This window comes from Streptomyces sp. NPDC058291 (assembly GCF_042880855.1).
Lineage (GTDB): Bacteria > Actinomycetota > Actinomycetes > Streptomycetales > Streptomycetaceae > Streptomyces.
This window is the reverse complement of sequence record NZ_JBHVYK010000129.1, coordinates 1-16,742: the sequence shown is the minus strand read 5'-3', so window position 1 is coordinate 16,742 and position 16,742 is coordinate 1. Positions and strand designations below refer to the sequence as shown.

The 16,742-nt window shown below is 67.6% G+C and carries 16 protein-coding genes and 3 pseudogenes; 9 read left to right on the top strand and 10 right to left on the bottom strand.

Features of this window, described 5'->3' with window-relative positions:
• Positions 1–61: 61 nt before the first annotated feature.
• From ACFVYK_RS36005 to ACFVYK_RS35995, 3 genes and pseudogenes are all read right to left on the bottom strand, one after another.
• Positions 62–502: pseudogene (locus ACFVYK_RS36005) on the bottom strand (hypothetical protein).
• A 39-nt stretch (positions 503–541) separates the two neighbouring features.
• Positions 542–844, bottom strand: a complete 303-nt coding sequence (locus ACFVYK_RS36000) for a hypothetical protein (RefSeq protein WP_037818656.1) — start codon at positions 842–844, stop codon at positions 542–544.
• 58 nt (positions 845–902) lie between these two features.
• A complete protein-coding gene (locus ACFVYK_RS35995; RefSeq protein WP_389780954.1) occupies positions 903–1,238 on the bottom strand; it encodes a hypothetical protein in 336 nt (111 codons plus the stop codon).
• A 200-nt stretch (positions 1,239–1,438) separates the two neighbouring features.
• Between ACFVYK_RS35995 and ACFVYK_RS35990 the strand changes: the two genes are divergently transcribed.
• The gene (locus tag ACFVYK_RS35990; protein ID WP_389780953.1) at positions 1,439–2,680 is read left to right on the top strand and encodes a hypothetical protein; all 1,242 of its coding nucleotides are present in this window, start codon (positions 1,439–1,441) and stop codon (positions 2,678–2,680) included.
• A 172-nt stretch (positions 2,681–2,852) separates the two neighbouring features.
• Here ACFVYK_RS35990 and ACFVYK_RS35985 read toward each other — a convergent pair.
• The 4 genes and pseudogenes from ACFVYK_RS35985 to ACFVYK_RS35970 all read right to left on the bottom strand — a co-directional run.
• A pseudogene (locus ACFVYK_RS35985) lies at positions 2,853–3,044 on the bottom strand (IS5/IS1182 family transposase); the annotation flags it as partial.
• A gap of 958 nt (positions 3,045–4,002) precedes the next feature.
• Positions 4,003–4,713: a hypothetical protein gene (locus ACFVYK_RS35980; RefSeq protein ID WP_389780952.1), complete on the bottom strand. Its 711-nt coding sequence runs from the start codon at positions 4,711–4,713 to the stop codon at positions 4,003–4,005.
• Between the two features lie 80 nt (positions 4,714–4,793).
• Positions 4,794–5,513, bottom strand: a complete 720-nt coding sequence (locus ACFVYK_RS35975; protein WP_389780951.1) for a VOC family protein — start codon at positions 5,511–5,513, stop codon at positions 4,794–4,796.
• Between the two features lie 84 nt (positions 5,514–5,597).
• The gene (locus ACFVYK_RS35970; protein WP_389780950.1) at positions 5,598–5,906 is read right to left on the bottom strand and encodes a YdhR family protein; all 309 of its coding nucleotides are present in this window, start codon (positions 5,904–5,906) and stop codon (positions 5,598–5,600) included.
• A gap of 104 nt (positions 5,907–6,010) precedes the next feature.
• On the opposite strand from ACFVYK_RS35970, the gene ACFVYK_RS35965 reads away from it, so the two are divergent.
• Positions 6,011–6,583, top strand: a complete 573-nt coding sequence (locus tag ACFVYK_RS35965) for a TetR/AcrR family transcriptional regulator (protein ID WP_389780949.1) — start codon at positions 6,011–6,013, stop codon at positions 6,581–6,583.
• Positions 6,584–6,635: 52 nt separating this feature from the next.
• Entirely contained in the window at positions 6,636–7,595 is a 960-nt protein-coding gene (locus tag ACFVYK_RS35960; RefSeq protein ID WP_389780948.1) for a transposase family protein, read from the top strand.
• 64 nt (positions 7,596–7,659) lie between these two features.
• Here ACFVYK_RS35960 and ACFVYK_RS35955 read toward each other — a convergent pair.
• Positions 7,660–8,363, bottom strand: a pseudogene (locus ACFVYK_RS35955) (Ku protein); the annotation flags it as partial.
• Between the two features lie 384 nt (positions 8,364–8,747).
• Between ACFVYK_RS35955 and ACFVYK_RS35950 the strand changes: the two are divergent.
• The 3 genes from ACFVYK_RS35950 to ACFVYK_RS35940 all read left to right on the top strand — a co-directional run bounded on the left by ACFVYK_RS35950 (position 8,748) and on the right by ACFVYK_RS35940 (position 12,572).
• Positions 8,748–9,608: a zeta toxin family protein gene (locus ACFVYK_RS35950; RefSeq protein ID WP_389780947.1), complete on the top strand. Its 861-nt coding sequence runs from the start codon at positions 8,748–8,750 to the stop codon at positions 9,606–9,608.
• Positions 9,609–9,890: 282 nt separating this feature from the next.
• A complete protein-coding gene (locus ACFVYK_RS35945) occupies positions 9,891–11,957 on the top strand; it encodes an ATP/GTP-binding protein (protein WP_389780946.1) in 2,067 nt (688 codons plus the stop codon).
• Between the two features lie 51 nt (positions 11,958–12,008).
• A complete protein-coding gene (locus tag ACFVYK_RS35940) occupies positions 12,009–12,572 on the top strand; it encodes a hypothetical protein (protein ID WP_389780945.1) in 564 nt (187 codons plus the stop codon).
• 54 nt (positions 12,573–12,626) lie between these two features.
• Here the strand turns inward: ACFVYK_RS35940 and ACFVYK_RS35935 are convergent, their stop codons facing one another.
• Both ACFVYK_RS35935 and ACFVYK_RS35930 read right to left on the bottom strand, forming a co-directional pair.
• Entirely contained in the window at positions 12,627–13,007 is a 381-nt protein-coding gene (locus ACFVYK_RS35935) for a hypothetical protein (RefSeq protein ID WP_323711914.1), read from the bottom strand.
• Entirely contained in the window at positions 13,004–13,261 is a 258-nt protein-coding gene (locus ACFVYK_RS35930; protein ID WP_389780944.1) for a hypothetical protein, read from the bottom strand. Before ACFVYK_RS35930 ends, ACFVYK_RS35935 begins: the two co-directional genes overlap by 4 nt.
• A 396-nt stretch (positions 13,262–13,657) precedes the next feature.
• Here ACFVYK_RS35930 and ACFVYK_RS35925 point away from each other — a divergent pair, with 396 nt between their 5' ends.
• The 3 genes from ACFVYK_RS35925 (at position 13,658) to ACFVYK_RS35915 (ending at position 16,639) form a co-directional block, all read left to right on the top strand.
• Positions 13,658–15,415, top strand: a complete 1,758-nt coding sequence (locus tag ACFVYK_RS35925) for a hypothetical protein (RefSeq protein ID WP_389780943.1) — start codon at positions 13,658–13,660, stop codon at positions 15,413–15,415.
• 122 nt (positions 15,416–15,537) lie between these two features.
• Positions 15,538–16,218 carry a hypothetical protein gene (locus tag ACFVYK_RS35920; protein WP_389780942.1) on the top strand — a complete coding sequence of 227 codons (681 nt, stop codon included), beginning with the start codon at positions 15,538–15,540 and terminating at the stop codon, positions 16,216–16,218.
• 13 nt (positions 16,219–16,231) lie between these two features.
• Positions 16,232–16,639, top strand: a complete 408-nt coding sequence (locus ACFVYK_RS35915; RefSeq protein ID WP_389780941.1) for a hypothetical protein — start codon at positions 16,232–16,234, stop codon at positions 16,637–16,639.
• Positions 16,640–16,742 lie beyond the last annotated feature (103 nt).

Sequence of the window (16,742 nt, the reverse complement as noted above, 5' to 3'; positions counted from 1 at the left end):
CAGGCCGCTTCTCAGCAAGCCAGGTCAGGTGTCACCCAACCCTGCAGCAGTCCCGGCTGTCTCAGATCGATGTCATTTCCTCAGACTGGCCAGCCGGCTGCGCCGGACCTAATGAGCCTGCATCGGCGGCCGTCCGTTCCATCCACTTCCGCACCTTCACTGCTTGCTCGATGCGGTTGACGATGTCCTTCTTGGACGCCGTGTCCAAGGTCTCCGAGATCTTGTCGAAGGTGTCGGGAAGGACATCGAGGAGACCCCTGCTCGCCGGTGCTGACGGTCAGCAGTTGCTGGCACCTCCACTGCAGCGGCACCTCGGGACGGTGCGTGAGCCGCTGCACGAGTGTCGGGAACAGGTAGTGCGTCGCTTCTGCGGCGAGGTGCTCTCGTAGCCAGTCGACCGGGAGCCGCGCTGGCTGAAGCCATGCATGGCGACCTCCTGGGCCAGGTCCAGGAGCTGAGCGGTGTCGACGGCTCGGACGGTGCGGGGAAGGGTCGGGGTCATGTCGCGATGATGCCAAGAAGCCAGTGCGGCACCGAGAGGTCAGCTGGGCCGGGATGCGATCTGCTGACGGGCAAGGCCCCAGACGTCCTCGAACTCCTCGAAGGTGAGTTGTTCGGGGTCGTGGCCTTCCCATTCCGAGACGGGCAGCTCGGCGGTGATCCCGAATCTGCTGTCGTAATCACCGAGGCGGCCTGCGTCGCGGGCCCGCTGCCACTCGGCGAGGGAAGCAGCTGCGATTGGGATCAGCTCTGGCCCTTCGAGTTCGACCTGCCGGATCACCCAGCCTTCGGCGTCGACCTCGAAGTAGAACCAGATGTCTTCCTCGTCCCAGTAGCAGCGCATCCATGTGGTCACCAGGCCATGATGCCGGGCCAGAGGCGCCGCCCTACTCCGCTCTGTCTCATGACTGGGCGATGAATCCTGCGGATCGGTCGAGCTGGAAAGGAGAACCGACCCGGGTTGGATCCCAGCCTTGATCCCGTGCCTCTCGAATGCTGGCAACAACGTGAGCCGGACGAATGGGCTCCGCCTCGACGCCCACCCAGTTGCTGGGATGGGCCTGGCCGCTGGTGACGATCAAGGTCGTGCCCGGCTGGCTGCCGCTGGCTGCTTCAACCGCATAGGTCAGTGGTGTCCAGCAGAGTCCCTGCATGTAGGAGGGCTTCCTGCGGATCCGCCAGCGGTACTCGATCCCGTCAACGGTTATGCACCGGGAACCCTTCTTGTTCAGCGCCATCTTCGCCTCCTGCGCCGTTGGACTCTGATGTGTCGCCGCGGTCGCGAAAAGCAGGTTGCACGCGAACGTACCGAACGTTATCGCCGACAAGCACCTTCGGGACTACGGATGGGTTGATCAGCCCATAAGTTGGTGTCAGTGCCGAGCGACCCGGCGCATCGCACCCGCCCCGGGTGCACTCACCGCGATCGGAGAGCACCGTGAAGAACAGCCCGTTGTGGCGAGTGGTTGACAACGAGAGTGGTAGCCAGTCCATCGTCAGCACGCCCTCCGAGGCGGTCGCGTTCGTCAACAGCCGGTTCGACACCGATGACGACGACGAGCCGTTCAGCATCACCGAGGTCGGTCCTCTCCTTCCGAAGCCGCTCGGGGTCATCACCGCATGGGCCGCCGAGAAGGACGGCGAGCGAACCGACGGGCGTACTGCCCCGATCACCATCAGGCCGGTTGTGACGGACAACGCCAGCGAGTGCGATGACGTCGTGCTCTGGCGCGACGTGTACGTCTCCTGGGACCACGACATGTACACCGTCGAGGAGCCGGACAGCTCCGAGTACAGCGAGGCTTACAGCGCTGCCGAGTTGAGCGCGATCCTCGACGAGTACGCCGACGACTACGAGTACGCGCCTGAAGGGCCCGACAGCCACAGGTGGCCGAAACCGGAAGAGTTGATCACCTACGGCGCCCAGGAGTGCGCCAAGCGGTTCGGGCACCTCGACGACGACGCCCTGCTGTGGCTCGCTGCCACCCGCATCACGCTCGCGGTGTGGCGCAACACACCCGTCGAGAACTGGCATGCCGGGAAGAGTCCGCTCCACGACGGCACAATGATGCGGATCAACACGGCAACCACCCGACTCGTGCGCTCGATGCTGTCGTTCGACCATGTCGACTGGATCGGTCTCGGTCTCGCGATCGTCAACCCGTCCCGGGTTCTACCGACCGGGCAGTCTGTTCTCGAGCTCGGGCTGGCCTGCCACAATCCTGACGACCCGGCGCACGAGGCTGATCCGCGCGAAGAACTCGCGGAGATGGCACAGGACGCGATCGCTTGGGGGCGAGCGTACTGCCTTCGCGAGAGGACGTTCGACCTGCGAACCCTGATCGAATTCTTCTGCGCGTCCGACAACGGCTGGTTCGGAACACCGAGTTGGGGGCGCATCGTCGATCGGTTCACTACGGCTGTCGACGACCGGGAGAATGCGCACTGGCACGTGCACCGAGACAAGTTTTGGTTCGACGAGTGGTTCACCAACCGCCCGGTCGACATTGCGGACACCACGGAACTTCGTCGGCTGCTCCATGCCGGGCCCGACCTGCTGTCCGAGGAGGCCGCCGAATGGTGCGTGGATGGTGCCATCGGCTACGTCTGCCGGGACGACCACGCGAACGGCTGCCTGCAGTGCGGCATCCCGCTGGCGACGGAGTCCCCCGACGAGTAAACGTGGGCACCAGCGTAGACAAGCAGCAACCCCCTACCCACGCTCTCTCCCGCCTACTCGGCAGCCTCCCCCCAACTTGGGGAGCCAGTCGCGGCTCGATCGCCGCAGCTCTCGTCCTGCTCCAACGACTACGGCCGAGCCATCTGAACGATCACGCAACGTCATGAGCCATTACCGAGAAAGGTTCACTGACAGTCAGCGGGGGCTGGCCGTTGCGCAGGTGGGCGAGGGTGAGCAGGGCCTGCCGTCCTGCGTTCAGGCGCCGCCATCGGGTTCGGAGACCGCGGCGGTGTTCCCTCAGGCGGGCGGCAAGGAAGCGCAGGGCAGAGGTGGACACGTCGACGCCGGACGGGTAGGCAAGCATCCGAAGCCCCTGGCGGAGATGGTTCTCTTGGTCGAAACCCATCTACCAGGGGCTTCATCTGTCTGTTCATCCCAACTGCCGGGCTGACAACGTGTGGTTGGAAGGTGCTTCCTGTCTGCAGCATGCGTAAGGGGGGAGGACAACGCAGCCCTGTCAGAACCAGTTTCCCCACCCGAATGTGGCAATGTACGCGCGCCTCAAAGCATCCTTACCGCGCCCCCCGCAGATTCTGATGATTACCAGAGCACCGAGGAACCAGACAGTGAATGCGGCATCCAGAATCAAAGCATGTTTGTAGCTCCAAACAAAGAATAATACAACAGTTGCGACAACTAGAATAAAGAATCCCACATCCGCCGCAGGGCGGTCCGCCCGAAGCACGCCCCGAATGCGCGCACGGTCATTCGAGATCCCATCACGATAGCTTTCGGGACCTTCCTCGCGAGAATTTGACACGCGCACCGAAACCCCCCTTAATTCTCGACTCGCCTGATCGCGGACCTTATTGCTGCGGAATCAGACTCGCTTGCAAGAATATGGATATCTTCACCTTCTGGAGTGCAGCATTCCACAGTCACGATTCCTGTTCGCCAGCTTGGCGTCACCGATAAGGTGCAACCGGCCGGCACGGGGAAGTCTTTTCCTCTTGCCGTTCTAAAGGTGACCGAAAAGCCATTTACGACAAGCTTGCCGTATCTCAATCTTCTGCTTCCTGTCCGCCCGGGCCACGCGAGTCTGCATGGGATCGCTATCTCTCGGGATGCACCGAACTGCGCTTCACGTCTCCTCGCCCTGCGAGCAGTGATCGCGACGACGGCCTGACCGACGGCTGCCGCCAGCACTACGCCAATCAACACTTCCAGCACCCACATGGCCTCTCCTCCCCTACTTTCTTGCCTGAGGCGACTGCAGCGGGCACCGAGCGAGATCAGCCCGGCGCCCGCTCGTCGATCGACCTTTACCATAGGCCCTTGACGTGGTTGATCAGTGTCTTCCCCCACTGTCCGCGCGGAACAACCGCTAGCAGCGGATCGGAGGCGCCTCGCGTGGTGAGACCCGGCCCTGCGATTCCTTGCTTGGCTCCGCCACGAATGGCTCCCAGCATTCCACGCCCGAAGGTTGCCCCCAGGAACATACCTTTCGCCTCAGCCTTGGCGGTTCTGGCTAGGTACTGAGCTCCTCCACGGCTTCGTTCCTCCTCGGAGGCCACTGCCATATGCGCTCCGATACCAGTGACGAAGAGAGCCGATGCACCAACAATGAACAAACCACCTGTACAAACCACCGAGGCTATGCATGCAGCCGTGCCTGCAATAGCTAGGAAACCGACCGCAAAGTCGACTCCCTTATGCTTCCACCAATCCGTGCTCGTCACATCATTTTTGAAGGAATTCCACTTTCCCGAAATCCCGTTCTTGATGCTGGAGAATATTCCTTCCTTCTTGCGACGTTCGGCTACAGCCGCCTTGGCCCGTTCGATGGCCTGAGCCTTGGCCACTGCAGCGGCTTCTGCTTTAGCTCGCGCTGCTGCAGCCGGCGTCTTCCTCGCGCTCTTCTTGGCGGCCGCCGTCTTCTTCTTCGGCTCCATCTCGTGCACGTCGGCGTCCGTCTCCTCGGTTTCGCCGCGGGAGGCCTGCGCCTTGCGCACCGATTCCTGCAGTGCGGCCATCAGGTCCAGGACCTGCCCCTGCTCCTTACAACATGGTGCGCGATTGCCTGGGGCAACGCGTCCCGGGCGGAGCGGGACTATCAAACATGCTGGGTAAGACCGAACAGAGCACCGGTGGGATCTCGCATGACCACGTCTCCGTTGGAGTCCTGGCGAACTTCGGTCGCACCGAGCTGTCGGGCCTGCTGGGCGTCGGCATCGGGTCTGTTGCTGGCGAAGCTGACCAGCCAGAGTGATCGCTGCACTGTTGGTTTCCCTGGCGGCTTGCCGGTGGCGGCGATGGAGTTGTCCGGCAACCGGAACTCGGTGTGCTCAGGGTTGGAGTTCCAGTGCAGTGCTGGTCGGTAGAAGGCGGCGGCATGCGCGGAGTGGTCGGTGAGCAGGCTGATGCCGGCGAAGGTGCCCGGTTCGTGGTTCAGTTGCATGCCGGTGTGGGTGCCGGGCTGCCAGAGTGACAGTGGTGCGCCGACGGGGTCGAGAGCGACGGCGTAGTGGCCGAGTGTCCCGACTTCGGTGGGTGCCACGATGATCTGGGCGCCCAGGTGCGTGAAGCGGGTGGCGGTGGCTTGGATGTCCGACACGGTGACGTTGATCGTCCAGTAGGGTGCGCCTGCGTCCTCGGCCGGCCCCAGGGCGGCGACAAGATGTCCGCGCAGCGTGCAGAGCCGGTAGCCGGTGGGGTCCGGTTGGGCGACGGTCCAGCCGAGCAGCGCGGTGTAGAAGGCCGTCGTCGTCTCCGTGTCGGGAGTGCCGAGGTCGATCCAGCTCACGGTGCTCTCGGGGTGCCGCGTGATGTTCACTGAGATGACTTTCCGTTGGGACCGCCTCGCCCCGGCCGTGGAGCGAGGCGGTGTTCAGAGGTGACTCCGCGGCGCCCTGCGGTGTCAGGTGTAGTAGGGCGAGTTCAGGTCGATACTGGCGTTCTTGACGATGTCGCCGTCGAACAGTCGTGTCGTTGCCGGGGCTCCGGCCCGGCGGGCTTCTTCGGCGAAGGGGCCCTGGGCGTAGGCCAGCGCGTTCTCGGCGCTGTCGAACTCGTAGAAACCACCGATGGTGTGGGTGCCGATCCCGGACAGCCACGTCTTGCGGATCAGGCCCGGTGCGGTCTTCAGAGCCACGTTGACCTGGTGCCAGTCGAACTGATCGAACGGCACTGCCGCCTGGATCTCGGTGTAGAGAAAGGTCTTGCCCATCACGAACCTCCGGTTTCGGGGGCTGTCCAGCCCGCGCTACTAGTACGTGCGTCCTAGTGGGGTGAGCATGGACTAGGATGTCCGTACTAGTCAAGGGAGACGCGATGGCCGCGGACACCAAAACCCGCATGATCAGCGCAGCGATCGGACTGCTGCAGCGCCACGGCCTGGCCGCGATGTCCTTCACCGACGTCCTGGCCGAGAGTGGTGCCGCGCGCGGAGCGATCTATCACCATTTCCCGGGCGGCAAACAGCAACTCGCACTCGAAGCCGCCCGCCGCAACGCGGAGGACGTCCGCGGCCACCTGCACGAACTGCCGGCCCGCACGCCACGCGAAGTTGTGGAGGCGTTCCTTGGCAACGTCCGCCCTGTCGTGCAGGCGTCCGCCGGGGGCGGCGGCTGCGCAGTCGCGGCGGTCACCGTCGACGGCGGTGCGGCCATTGCCGACCAGGGCAGCCTGCGCTCTGTCGCGGCCGAAGGGTTCGCCGGCTGGGTCGGCGAGCTCACCGGAAAACTCACCCACGCCGGAATCAGTTCATCCCAGGCCGCTGATCTGGCCACCCTCATGATCGTCACCCTCGAAGGCGCTCACATCCTGTGTCGCGCTGCGGGCAGCATCGCCCCTTTCGACCGAGCTGCCGCGGCCCTGCTCTCTGGCCTCCCGAGCTCGGGTTGAGCCGGTGCCGGAACACCACAACGTGGCGCGCTGACAAGATCAGGCTTCTGCCATGGCATGCCCAGGGCCGCGTGGGCTGGGTGCCGCTGTGACGCAACACCTTGGCCGCACAGCCTTGTCCCATCGTGTCTTCACCGGCCTCCAGCGCCGTCGACTCGGTTCGCTGATCGCAGAGTTGGCCGAGGCGTGGATGGCCGCCGAGGAGGGCCGACTGCACGAGCGTCGAGGCCGCAGCCGGTTGCGTGCGGCCGGCGCGGGACCGAATCACCAGCTGGTGTTCACCGACCGGGTCATCGCCACGCTGGTCGTCCTACGGTTCCAGCTCCCGCACGGGGCTCTGGCCCTGCTCTACGGAGTGGACCGCTCCACGATCACCCGGGCTGTCCACGAGGTCCGTCCCCTTCTGGCAGCTCGTGGCTTTGCTGTTCCCGGGCAGGGTGACCGGCGGCTTCGCACTCTCGCGGACGTCTTCGCCTATGCGGCGGCTGAGGACGTCGAGCTGCGGCTGGACGGGACGGAGGTCCGGGTTCGACGACCCCGGGCGAACAAGCCAGGCCGTCGCGCCTACGTCTCGGGCAAGATGCGGCAGAACACCAAGAAGGCCACCGTCGTCACTGACGGGCAGGGCCGCACCCTGTGGGCCGGGGCCTTCCGACCCGGCCGAATGCACGACCAGACAGCCGTGAAGACCGAGGGAATCTGCGACCTGTTCGAACAGTACCCCCAGGTCAGAGCCAAGGTCGACGCGGGCTACCGGGGACTTGCCAAGCAATTCCCCGACCAGGTCCAAGCCCCGCCGCTCAAACCAAAGAAGGGCGCCGCGCCCGAAGACATCGCCGCCTGGGACGCAGCCCGCCATCAGCAGTCCTCGGAGCGCATCTGCGTCGAGCACGCCAACGCTGAACACAAGCAGTGGCGAACCCTCCAGCGCTACCTCGGACGCCGCGAGTACTTCGACGAAACCTACGCGGCAGTCGCCGCCCTGGTCTCCGACCGCGCCGCCGAGAGGTGAGCACCCATCAGACAACCCGCCAGGCCAACACGCCCCGACCTCATTCGTACACAAGGCCGTTAGGCTCCGGCGCCTCGGGCAGCGGCCTGTCCTCCCGCTTGGACTCGATGATCTTCGCGATGGCCTCGGTGTAGGCGTCGTGAAACTCCTCGCCTTGAAGGTCCTCGCGGGTCATGGACTCCATCAGCGCCAGCGCGCCCTCGATCTCCCCCTCCGACACCTCCACCGGTGACGGGAGCAGCTCGGCGGGGTCGCGGATCTCGTCCGGCCAGCGCATCGCGTGCAAAACGATCGCGTCCTCGCGCACCCTGAGCAGGCCCAGGCGTTCGCGGCCCGACCAGGCGTACTTGGCGACCGCGACCTTCGATGAGCGCTCCAGGGCCTGGCGCAGCAGTTTGTACGGTTTCGCCGCGACCTGGCCGGCGGGCTGGAGGTAGTAACCTTCCGCGATGCGGATCGGGTCCACCGACTCCAAGGGCACGAACGCCTCGATCTCGACCGCCTTGGTCGTGGGCAGCGGCAGATCGCGCAGTTCCTCATCCGTGATCGGGATGACCTGGGTTTTCGTGAGCTCGTAGCCCTTGCCGATCTCCGCCTGGCCGACCTCGCGGTCCTCGTCTCACAGACCTTGCGCGTGCGGATCCGGCCCATGTCCTCCAGGTGGTACTGGTGGAAGTGAATGCTGTGGTCCTCGGTCGCGCTGACCACGTTGATCGGCACTGTGACCAGGCCGAAGCTGATCGCGCCGGACCAAATCGTTCGGGGCACCGCACACCTCCACCCCCGTGAGCCCCGAGCACCTCCAGCCTACGAAACCCGGGCCTCCCCCGGCACAGCGGAGCCCGCCGAACGTGAAGCGGCGCGCGACCGCATCACCGGGTCGCGCGCCGCCGTATGTCACGCCATGGGGCGATCACCCCGTGGCGTGGCCCTGTGGGAGGGCGGGTGGTTCAGTGGCGGCCGCCGCGGCGGTGGCCCCAGGAGGCGTCGTCGACGAAGCGGCCGCGGTCGTTGGCTGTCGGCCGAGGAACACCGGTGGGTCTTCGATGAGCTGATCGCGCCGTCGTACCTGAATGCGATCGTCAGCCGTGACGACCCACGGGCGGTCTACGTGCTGGGCAGCCGGGGGCGGGGAAGCTGCTGGCAGCCCGGATGGTGAAGCGGTCCATGCGGTCGGGGACGACCCGCCTGGTCGGTGACGACTTCAAGGCATCGCACCCGGACTATCTGCGGCTGCTGACAGAGGATCCCCGCAACGCCGGTGCCGCGATCCGGGCCGACTACCGTGCCTGGTTCGCCGAGGCCGAAGAGTACGTGCGCCGGCGCCGCGGCGACGCAATGATCGAGGGCGCGCCGGGCAGCGTGGAAGAGTTCCTCTCCAGCGCGCTGCCGTTCGCAGCCGACGGTTACCCGGTCGAGCTGGTGGTGCTGGCGGTGCGGGAGGCGGACAGTCTGCTGTCCACAGCGCTGCGGTACGCCCGCTCCCTGCAGGCAGGCGGTTACGCCCGTTTCACTTCACGCGCGGGGCATGACGTTTGTTTCCGCGCCCTGGCCGACGTCGTCGACGCCGCGCAGCGGCATCCGGCGATCACGGCCGTGACGGTGATCCGCCGGGACGGCGAGGCCCTGCTCCGGCAGGAGCAGGGCGCGGGTCGGCGGGCTGCCTGGGTGCTCGCCGCGGAACGGATGCGCCCGTACACCGATCAGGAGGCCGTGCAGTTCCTCCGGCTCCACCAGGCGCTGCGCCGCGCGCTTCCGCAGCACCGGCGGGAGCTGGACGCGATTGCCGCGTTGGCGCGGCCGTTGATGCCCGCGCGGGTGCAGCCGGCCCGGATCGACCGGCCGCACCCGTCCGTCTGGCCCCTGCCGTTACGGCGCACGGCCTCGGGCTCGGTAGGCATGTCTGACACTCCCAGCAGCGACTTTTCCGGCCTGGATGGCGGCAGTGAGATCCGCTCGGTCTCCTGTCGGCCGGCAGCGTCGAGGCGCCGCTGGTCCTCGAGCGCGGCCTGACGGCCGGCGGTCAGCTCTTCGATTCGGCCCTCGTCGGGAACCGGGGTCCTGCGCTCGGCAGCGATCTGGGTGCTGTACCAGGTCACCACGTCCCGAACAAGGTCCGCAGCATGCTGCTCGCAGTTCGCGGCGCGTTGCGGCACTTAAGTCACCGGATTCGGCCAGGGAGACAATGGCCGTTTCCGATCAAGATCAATACGAAGGCGCGCAGATCCCGACCTGCCACGTCCCACCCCCGAAACGATGATCACCTGGGCCCAACCTATGCCCGCATCAGGCCCCTTGGAGAAGCATCTCCCCCAGGCAGCGGGGTGCGAAGGAGCCTGCCCGCTGTTCAGCACGAACGACCGCAGCGTGCAGGCCGTCGAGGCGTTCACGAACCGGTCCTCGCAATGGGAGACGGTCGCGGCCGTGCTCACCGAGCACCTTCAGCATGTCGGTGCCCCCGGCTTCGACCCCGAGGACCTCGAGGCGCCCCGCAACCACGTGCTCGTCTTCCACGGCGTGGGCGGCATCGGCAAAACAACCCTGTCCCGGACGCTGGAGGCAGCGCTCGCCGACGCCGGACGCCGCCCCTCCCAGTGGGGCGCACCAGGCTGGCCGGCAGACCGCATCCTGCCCGTACGCATCGACCTCGCTCGCTCCGCCGGCACCGACTTCGAGCAGATCGTGCTGACGATCCGGGCCGCCCTCACCCGGATCGGGCGCCCCCTGCCAGCTTTCGACCTGGCGCTGCGCCGCTACTGGGAGGCCAACCACCCCGGCGAGCCCCTGGAGGAGTACCTGCGCCGCGGCGGTCTCGGCTCCCGGTTCGGGCAGGCCCTGCCGCAGCAGATGCAGTCCGCGCTCTCCGACATCGCCCAAGCGCTCATGCTGCCCGGCACTATCGGCTCGGTCGTCGGCCAGGTCACCGGCGCCCTGGTCGGTGCGCTGCGTGAACGCCGCCAGGCCGTACGGGCCCTGGCAGGATGCGCCCGGCTGGCCGATCTGCTGGAGGCCGAACCCGACCTGGACGCCCTGTCCTTCTACCCGCACCTGCTGGCGTGGGAGCTCGCCCGCCTCCCCGAGGGCAAACGCGTCGTGCCGGTCGTCCTGCTGGACACGTTCGAGGACATCGGCGACCGCACCCGCCGCGACCTGGAGCGCCTGGTCCAGCGGGCGGTGTGGCTCCTGCCGAACGCCTTCTGGGTGATCACCGGGCGCTCCCGCCTGCAGTGGGCCGACCCCGCGCTGCAGGGCCAGCTCGACTACACCGGCCCCACCGCCTGGCCCGGCCTCGTCCACACGGCCGTGCCAGCCGCCCGCACCCCCACCGGTGCCGGCACCGCACGGCAGGTCCTGATCGGCGACTTCTCCCCCGAGGACTGCGACGACTACCTCGCCCGCCGCCTCACCCGCGGCGGGCAGCCCCTCATCAGCGAGCCCGTCCGGCAAGTCATCACCGCCCGCTCGCACGGTTTGCCCCTCTATCTCGATCTGTCCGTCGCCCGGTTCCTGGAGCTCAGCCGCAGCGGGCGCACCCCGCAACCCGGCGACTTCGACCACGACTTCCCCGCCCTGGTCGCCCGCACCCTGACCGACCTCACCCCCGACGAACGCCACGTCCTGCGCTCGGTGAGCCTGCTGGACGCCTTCGACGTCCCCCTCGCCACCCGGGCCGCCGGCCTCGCCCACGAAGGCCCCGCCCTGCGGCTGACCGAGCGCCCCTTCGTCCGCGAGGACTCTTTCGGCCTGTGGCCCTCCCACCTCCACGGCCTGATCCGTTCCGCCGTACGCAACGCCGACGACACCACTGATGACCGCTGGAGTGAGCGCGACTGGCAGCAGGCTGCGCAGCGCGCCTTCACCACCCTTGGCGAACAGCACCACAACTCCCCCGGGCCGGGCAGGCTGCTGCTGATTGCCTGCCTGCGCCAAGGCCTGCGCCTGGCCCGCGACCGCCGCCTGGACCTCGGCTGGCTCATCCCGGCGGCCTGGACCTGCGTCAGCGACTCCGTGTGGGAACCCCTCGCCCCACCCGACACCGACAGCACGGGACTGGACACGGCCGCCGACGCCCTGGTCGAACTCCTCAGCGCGCTCGCCCGCCGCCAGCACCAGCACCGCTCGCACACCGTCGTCCGCCTCACCACGGTCATCGACAGTCACCTGCTCCCCGACGACCTGCAGCACATGGCGTTGTACTACCGGGCCAAGGCCCACCGCGATCTCGGGAACAGCTCGGCCTCCCGTACAGGCATGCAGGCCGTCGCCGACGGCCAGGGCCGCCTCGCCCCCGCCGCCCGACGCGGACTTGCCCATCTCGCCCGCATGGCCGGCGACTTCCCCACCGCCCACACCCTGGGCTGAGAAGGCCGCCACCACCGCGTCCAAGGCGACATCTGGTGGCCCCACGGCGACATGGACCGCGCCGCCGCCGCGTACGCCGCCGCACGCAACGAAGCCGAACACCACGGTGTCACCGGTGAACGCGGCAACAGCCAGGCCCACCACGCCTTCGCACTGGCCTTCACCGACCCGGCCGTCGCCGACGACGAACTCGCCCTCGCTGAGCAGCTTCTAGCCGACGTGGATCTACGCGCCACCACCCTGATCACCCGGATCGCGGCGCTCGCCCGCGACGCTGGCCGCACCGACGCCGACGTCGACGACCGCGCCCAGGTGCTGCGCGCCGAGATCCTTACAGGGGGCGTGACGTACGCCGAGCTCGCCCTTGACCTCGCCCTCGCCTTCCACCACGCCGTCCGCAACGACCAGGACCAGGTGGCCGCCACGATCGCCCGGCTGCGCGAGAACACCCGCGGCGGCGACTTCGCCTACTACAGCGACATCGCCGCCTTCATGGCCGACCTGCCCCTCGAGAAAGCCTCACCAACACGCTGGATCGACGGCGCACAGCACACGCGGCGGCGATGGCGAGGCCTGGTCACCACCCGCCGCGATCACCTGCACGTCCCGCGGTGACACATGCCCGCAGCCCCGCTGTCCGGCGGGGCTGCGGGTTGGGTGCTGCTGCGTTCAGGGCGTGAGGTCCAGTACGCGGACCGGCTCACCTGCCCACCGGTGCGGGGCCGTGGTGGCGATGATCGCGCCGTCGGGACGGTCCGGGGTGGGCTGCGCCGCGTACTGGCTGTGCGCCGCGGCCCAGGTCTCCTGCCGGGCGACGGCCAGGGCGGCGGCCAGGTCCAGATCGAGGACGGTGATGCCCGGCAGCGAAGCCAGGTGCTCTGCCGTGCCGGGCCGGGCGCGATCGGCTTCCACTAATGCGCACGCCGGGGCGTACAGGAACCAGCCCGACTCGGCATGGGCACGGTGGATCAGACGGGAAGCAAGGACGTTGCCCTGGCCGGCTGCGGCCATCGCGGTGTCGTCCAGGACGATGTGCACAGCGTCGCTCACTGGCTGGTCACCTGGGCCAGGCGCCGGTCCAGCTCGCTGTCCAGGTCCTGCTCCTCGGCAGCGGTCGGCGCGTAGCCGTTCCACTCCTTCAGCGCGGCCCGGGCCTTCTCCGCCCGCTCGGCCCGCTCGGCCGGAGTCAGCAGCGTCTCAGCGAGACGGGCGAGATACGCGCGCAGCGACAGACCCTCAGCGGCAGCTATGGCGGCCAGCCGGTCCTTGGCTTCCTCGGGGATACGGACGTTGGCATCGGACATCGTCGTGCTCCTTCCCATACCTCAAGGGTACGGGTACGTACCCGTACCCGCCACATGCCTAATTCCGGTCACAGCCCTGTTGTGTGGCCGAATCCAGTGCAATGCTGTGACGGCGGTGATCCTCCACCCCCCGTGGAGGCCCCACCTATGGCCCCGCCCGTGCGCTGTCACCTGGGCGGGGCCGCGCCGTCCCTCCCGGCCCTCCCCACGGGAGGGCCGACGGCTGCGCAGACACCGAGGCCGTCACTCGTACGGCCGGTGGTCGTTTCCGGTGTGGATTTACACACCGGATGCGGAGGAGGCCCAGTGGGCCCGTCGTTTGTGATCGAGCGGCTTGAGTTCCGACGGGGCGAGGTCTGGTACGCCCGCCACTTCAGGGGCTTGGTGACCTTCCTCGTGGGCCACTCCAAGGCAGGAAAGTCCACCGCGCTCGAGGCGCTGCTCTATCCGCTGGGACTCCTCACGGCAACGGTCATGCCAGAGGTCCGCAGCTGTGAGTACGTCCGGCTCGTCTTCCGGGTCGCGGGCACCCGCTGGCAGGCCACCCGCAGCGGATCGAACCCGCGGGCCCGGGTGTCGTTGAAGAATCTCGACAACCCGGACGAGATCGAGCATGTGCTGCCGGTGACGAGTACGAAGCCTGGCGAGAGGACGGCGGGTGCCTTCGTCCAGGACCTGCTTGGCCTTCCCGCCGCTGTCCGCGGGGCCACACGTGTGGGGCTGGACGACTTCTACGGCACTGTCATGGCGCTGCGGCAGAACACGATCGCCTCGCAGTTTCTTGGCGGCGGAAAAGATGAGGCGCGGGTCCTGGCGCTGGAGGTCCTCCTCGGCTTGTGGAACGAGGACCTCGCGGGCCTGGAGAAGAACGCGTCGGAAGCCACATCCCGCCACCGGGCGGCCCGCTCTGCTCTGGCGGCGTTCAAGAAGCTGCGGGACAGCGGTGCGCTGGCTGATCCCGTCAGTGTTCGCGCCGCCTACGAGCAGAAGCAGCGAGAGCACCTGGCGGCGGCGGAGCGGTGGCAGAAGGCCGACGCGGCGCTGAAGACCGCTGTCGGGGAGCGCGGGCGGCTTGTCGCCTTGCACAAGGCGGCCGAGGCTCAGCGTCGGAAGACCGCCAAACAGGCTGTCTCCGCCCACGTCAGGCTGAACGGTGCCACCGCCGAACACGCGCGCGCCGAGGGCCAGCTCGCAGAACTGCTCAGCCCGAAGGCGCAGGACTGCACGTGCTGCGGGCAGCCTCTTCCACAGCGGGAGCCGGGCCTGTGCCTGCAGTGCGGGCAGCCGCACGACGGCCAGGCAGGCCGGCGTGAACAGCAGATCGCCGCGGCCCGCGCGAAGGTGGACCGGCTCCGGCTCAGGCTGCGCACTCTGGAGGATGCCTCGGTCGCTGCCGCTGCGGAGGCGGCGGAAGCCGACACGGCAGCCGCGGCCGCGCTCACCGCCCGCGACGCCTACGACGACGGCCATCTCCAGCCAGCCCGTACGGCCGCGCAGCAGGCTGAGAAGGAGGCTCACGGCCTGAGCCGTGACGTCGCCCAGCTCAAGGAACGCCTGGAGTCGGCCGACTACATCAGTGCTCAGGAGAAGGTCATCAAGGCGGCCAAGGAGCAGATGGAAGCGGCGCAGGCCGCCCGGGACGCCGCGGTCACCGCTCACGACGTGCGCCGCAAGGAAGTCACCGGTCGTTGGGCGGAGTTCTTCCTCACCCGGCTGCAGCAGATCAATCCCGACGTCGAGACCGCTTCCATCGATCCGGACGACTTCACCACGCGCGTTAAGGAGCGGCACACCGCCGACAAGACCTTCGCCGAGAGCTCGGTCGCCGGCAGCCCCAAGGTGGCCACCAACGTCGCACTGCTCCTGGCCCTGCGCGACCTCGGCCGCGCCGACCCCGGCGTCCGCGTGCCCCCGCTCCTGATCATCGATTCGCCGCTGACCGGCCTCGGAGCCCAGGGCCTGGACCACGCCAGCGGGCTGCGACTGATCGACACGCTCATCGATATCGCCGACGACGCCTCCCCCGATGGCTACGCCTGTCAGGTCATCGCCGCCACCAACGACCCTCTTCCTCGCCCCTATCCCGGCGTGCGAGAAATCCGTATCGACACCGACAACCGGTTCTTCGACCACGCTCCCCGCCGTGACACCTGACCCATGCCCTGGGACATTGATTGCTGCCAGCCGTTTCGCGGACATGCTGTGGTGTGCCTCGTCAAGACACAGACCGGTCGCCACGGCGTGCCCTCACGCAGGCCTGCACCGTTTGGTCGGGTGTGGAACAAAGCAACCCGTTGCATGAACTGTCCTATTGCATCGAACGCCATAACAAAGCGTCCCGGGCAGCACGCGAACTGTGGGCGGAGGCCGAGCAAGAGGGGCGAAGGATTGGGCACCTGGTTGGCGCGCTGCTGGCGGAAGGCACTCCTGCGGCCGAAGTCGGACGTTTGCTCGTCGCCGTGGATGACACCCACGAGGCGCCGCCGGGGCTGACGGCGGTTTCGTCCGGGGCCCAAGACCAGCCGGAGTCGGCTGCTCGGCCTGCGGCCTGCGAATCGACCAGCGCTGTGAAGGATAAGAACGAACGGACGACCGACCGGGTGCCGCCGCAAGCGGAACACGTTGTGCGGCCACCCGCCAAGGAGTCGTGCGACCGGACACGGGCGCTGGAGGTCGTGCGCAGCGTGCGATGGCCCTCGGGGCTCACGGTGGGAACGCTGATGAGGGCGCTGGCCGCCGAAGGCCGCACGATCACCGAGGTTCAGACGCAGAGCTGGCTTCAGGAGTGGAGTGCCGTTGGCGAGGTCATCCTCATCGGCACCGGCCGGTACCTTCACAGCGCTCAGGCGGCACTGAGCCCGACTCTGGCCACGGGCGAGCATGCGCCACTGCTGCTGCGTCGTGCCTTCCAGCTCGTGTCCGGAGCGCCGAAGAAGGAGATGGCCACCCACCCGTGACCTGGCTGACGCAATGGGAGAGAACGTCAATATCGTCGGTGGCGAGCTGTGCGCCATGCTGCGTGAGGTAGGTGTCCTCCGGCCCAACCGCGGCAAGATCAACGCCCGCTACGGCGGAACGACCGGTCAGCGTCTGCCGGGATACACCGCAGAGACGCTCGGACAGGCGATCGCCGCCTACAACCTGCGGATGACGGGCGCCCAGCAGCTGGTCACTGTTCCGAAGAACGGCACCTCTGCGCATGGGCAACAGATCACACTCCCTGCCGACTCCAGCGGGAGCCATTCCGGGACGGCACGGGAGCGGGCGCTGGAGATCATCGAGGAAGCCGGCGTCAACGGCATCAACCATGCCGCTTGGTCCGCCAGCTCGACCACGAGGACCACACAGTCGTCGGCCCCCAGGTACGCAGCTGGTTGACGCAGTGGACAGAACAACGCGTGCTGCGACAGCTCAGTAACGGTTCTTAGTGGGCGGTTCGTAAGGTGATGTCCGTTTCTGCCTGAGGTTGGGGCAAGGTTGC

Excerpts from the sequence above, each read along its gene's own strand:
- ACFVYK_RS36000 (WP_037818656.1), bottom strand. The coding sequence starts at position 844 with ATGCGCTGCTACTGGGACGAGGAAGACATCTGGTTCTACTTCGAGGTC.
- ACFVYK_RS35995 (WP_389780954.1), bottom strand. The coding sequence starts at position 1,238 with ATGGCGCTGAACAAGAAGGGTTCCCGGTGCATAACCGTTGACGGGATC.
- ACFVYK_RS35980 (WP_389780952.1), bottom strand. The coding sequence starts at position 4,713 with ATGGCCGCACTGCAGGAATCGGTGCGCAAGGCGCAGGCCTCCCGCGGC.
- ACFVYK_RS35970 (WP_389780950.1), bottom strand. The coding sequence starts at position 5,906 with ATGGGCAAGACCTTTCTCTACACCGAGATCCAGGCGGCAGTGCCGTTC.
- ACFVYK_RS35965 (WP_389780949.1), top strand. The coding sequence starts at position 6,011 with ATGGCCGCGGACACCAAAACCCGCATGATCAGCGCAGCGATCGGACTG.
- ACFVYK_RS35960 (WP_389780948.1), top strand. The coding sequence starts at position 6,636 with ATGGCATGCCCAGGGCCGCGTGGGCTGGGTGCCGCTGTGACGCAACAC.
- ACFVYK_RS35950 (WP_389780947.1), top strand. The coding sequence starts at position 8,748 with ATGGTGAAGCGGTCCATGCGGTCGGGGACGACCCGCCTGGTCGGTGAC.
- ACFVYK_RS35940 (WP_389780945.1), top strand. The coding sequence starts at position 12,009 with ATGGACCGCGCCGCCGCCGCGTACGCCGCCGCACGCAACGAAGCCGAA.
- ACFVYK_RS35930 (WP_389780944.1), bottom strand. The coding sequence starts at position 13,261 with ATGTCCGATGCCAACGTCCGTATCCCCGAGGAAGCCAAGGACCGGCTG.
- ACFVYK_RS35915 (WP_389780941.1), top strand. The coding sequence starts at position 16,232 with ATGGGAGAGAACGTCAATATCGTCGGTGGCGAGCTGTGCGCCATGCTG.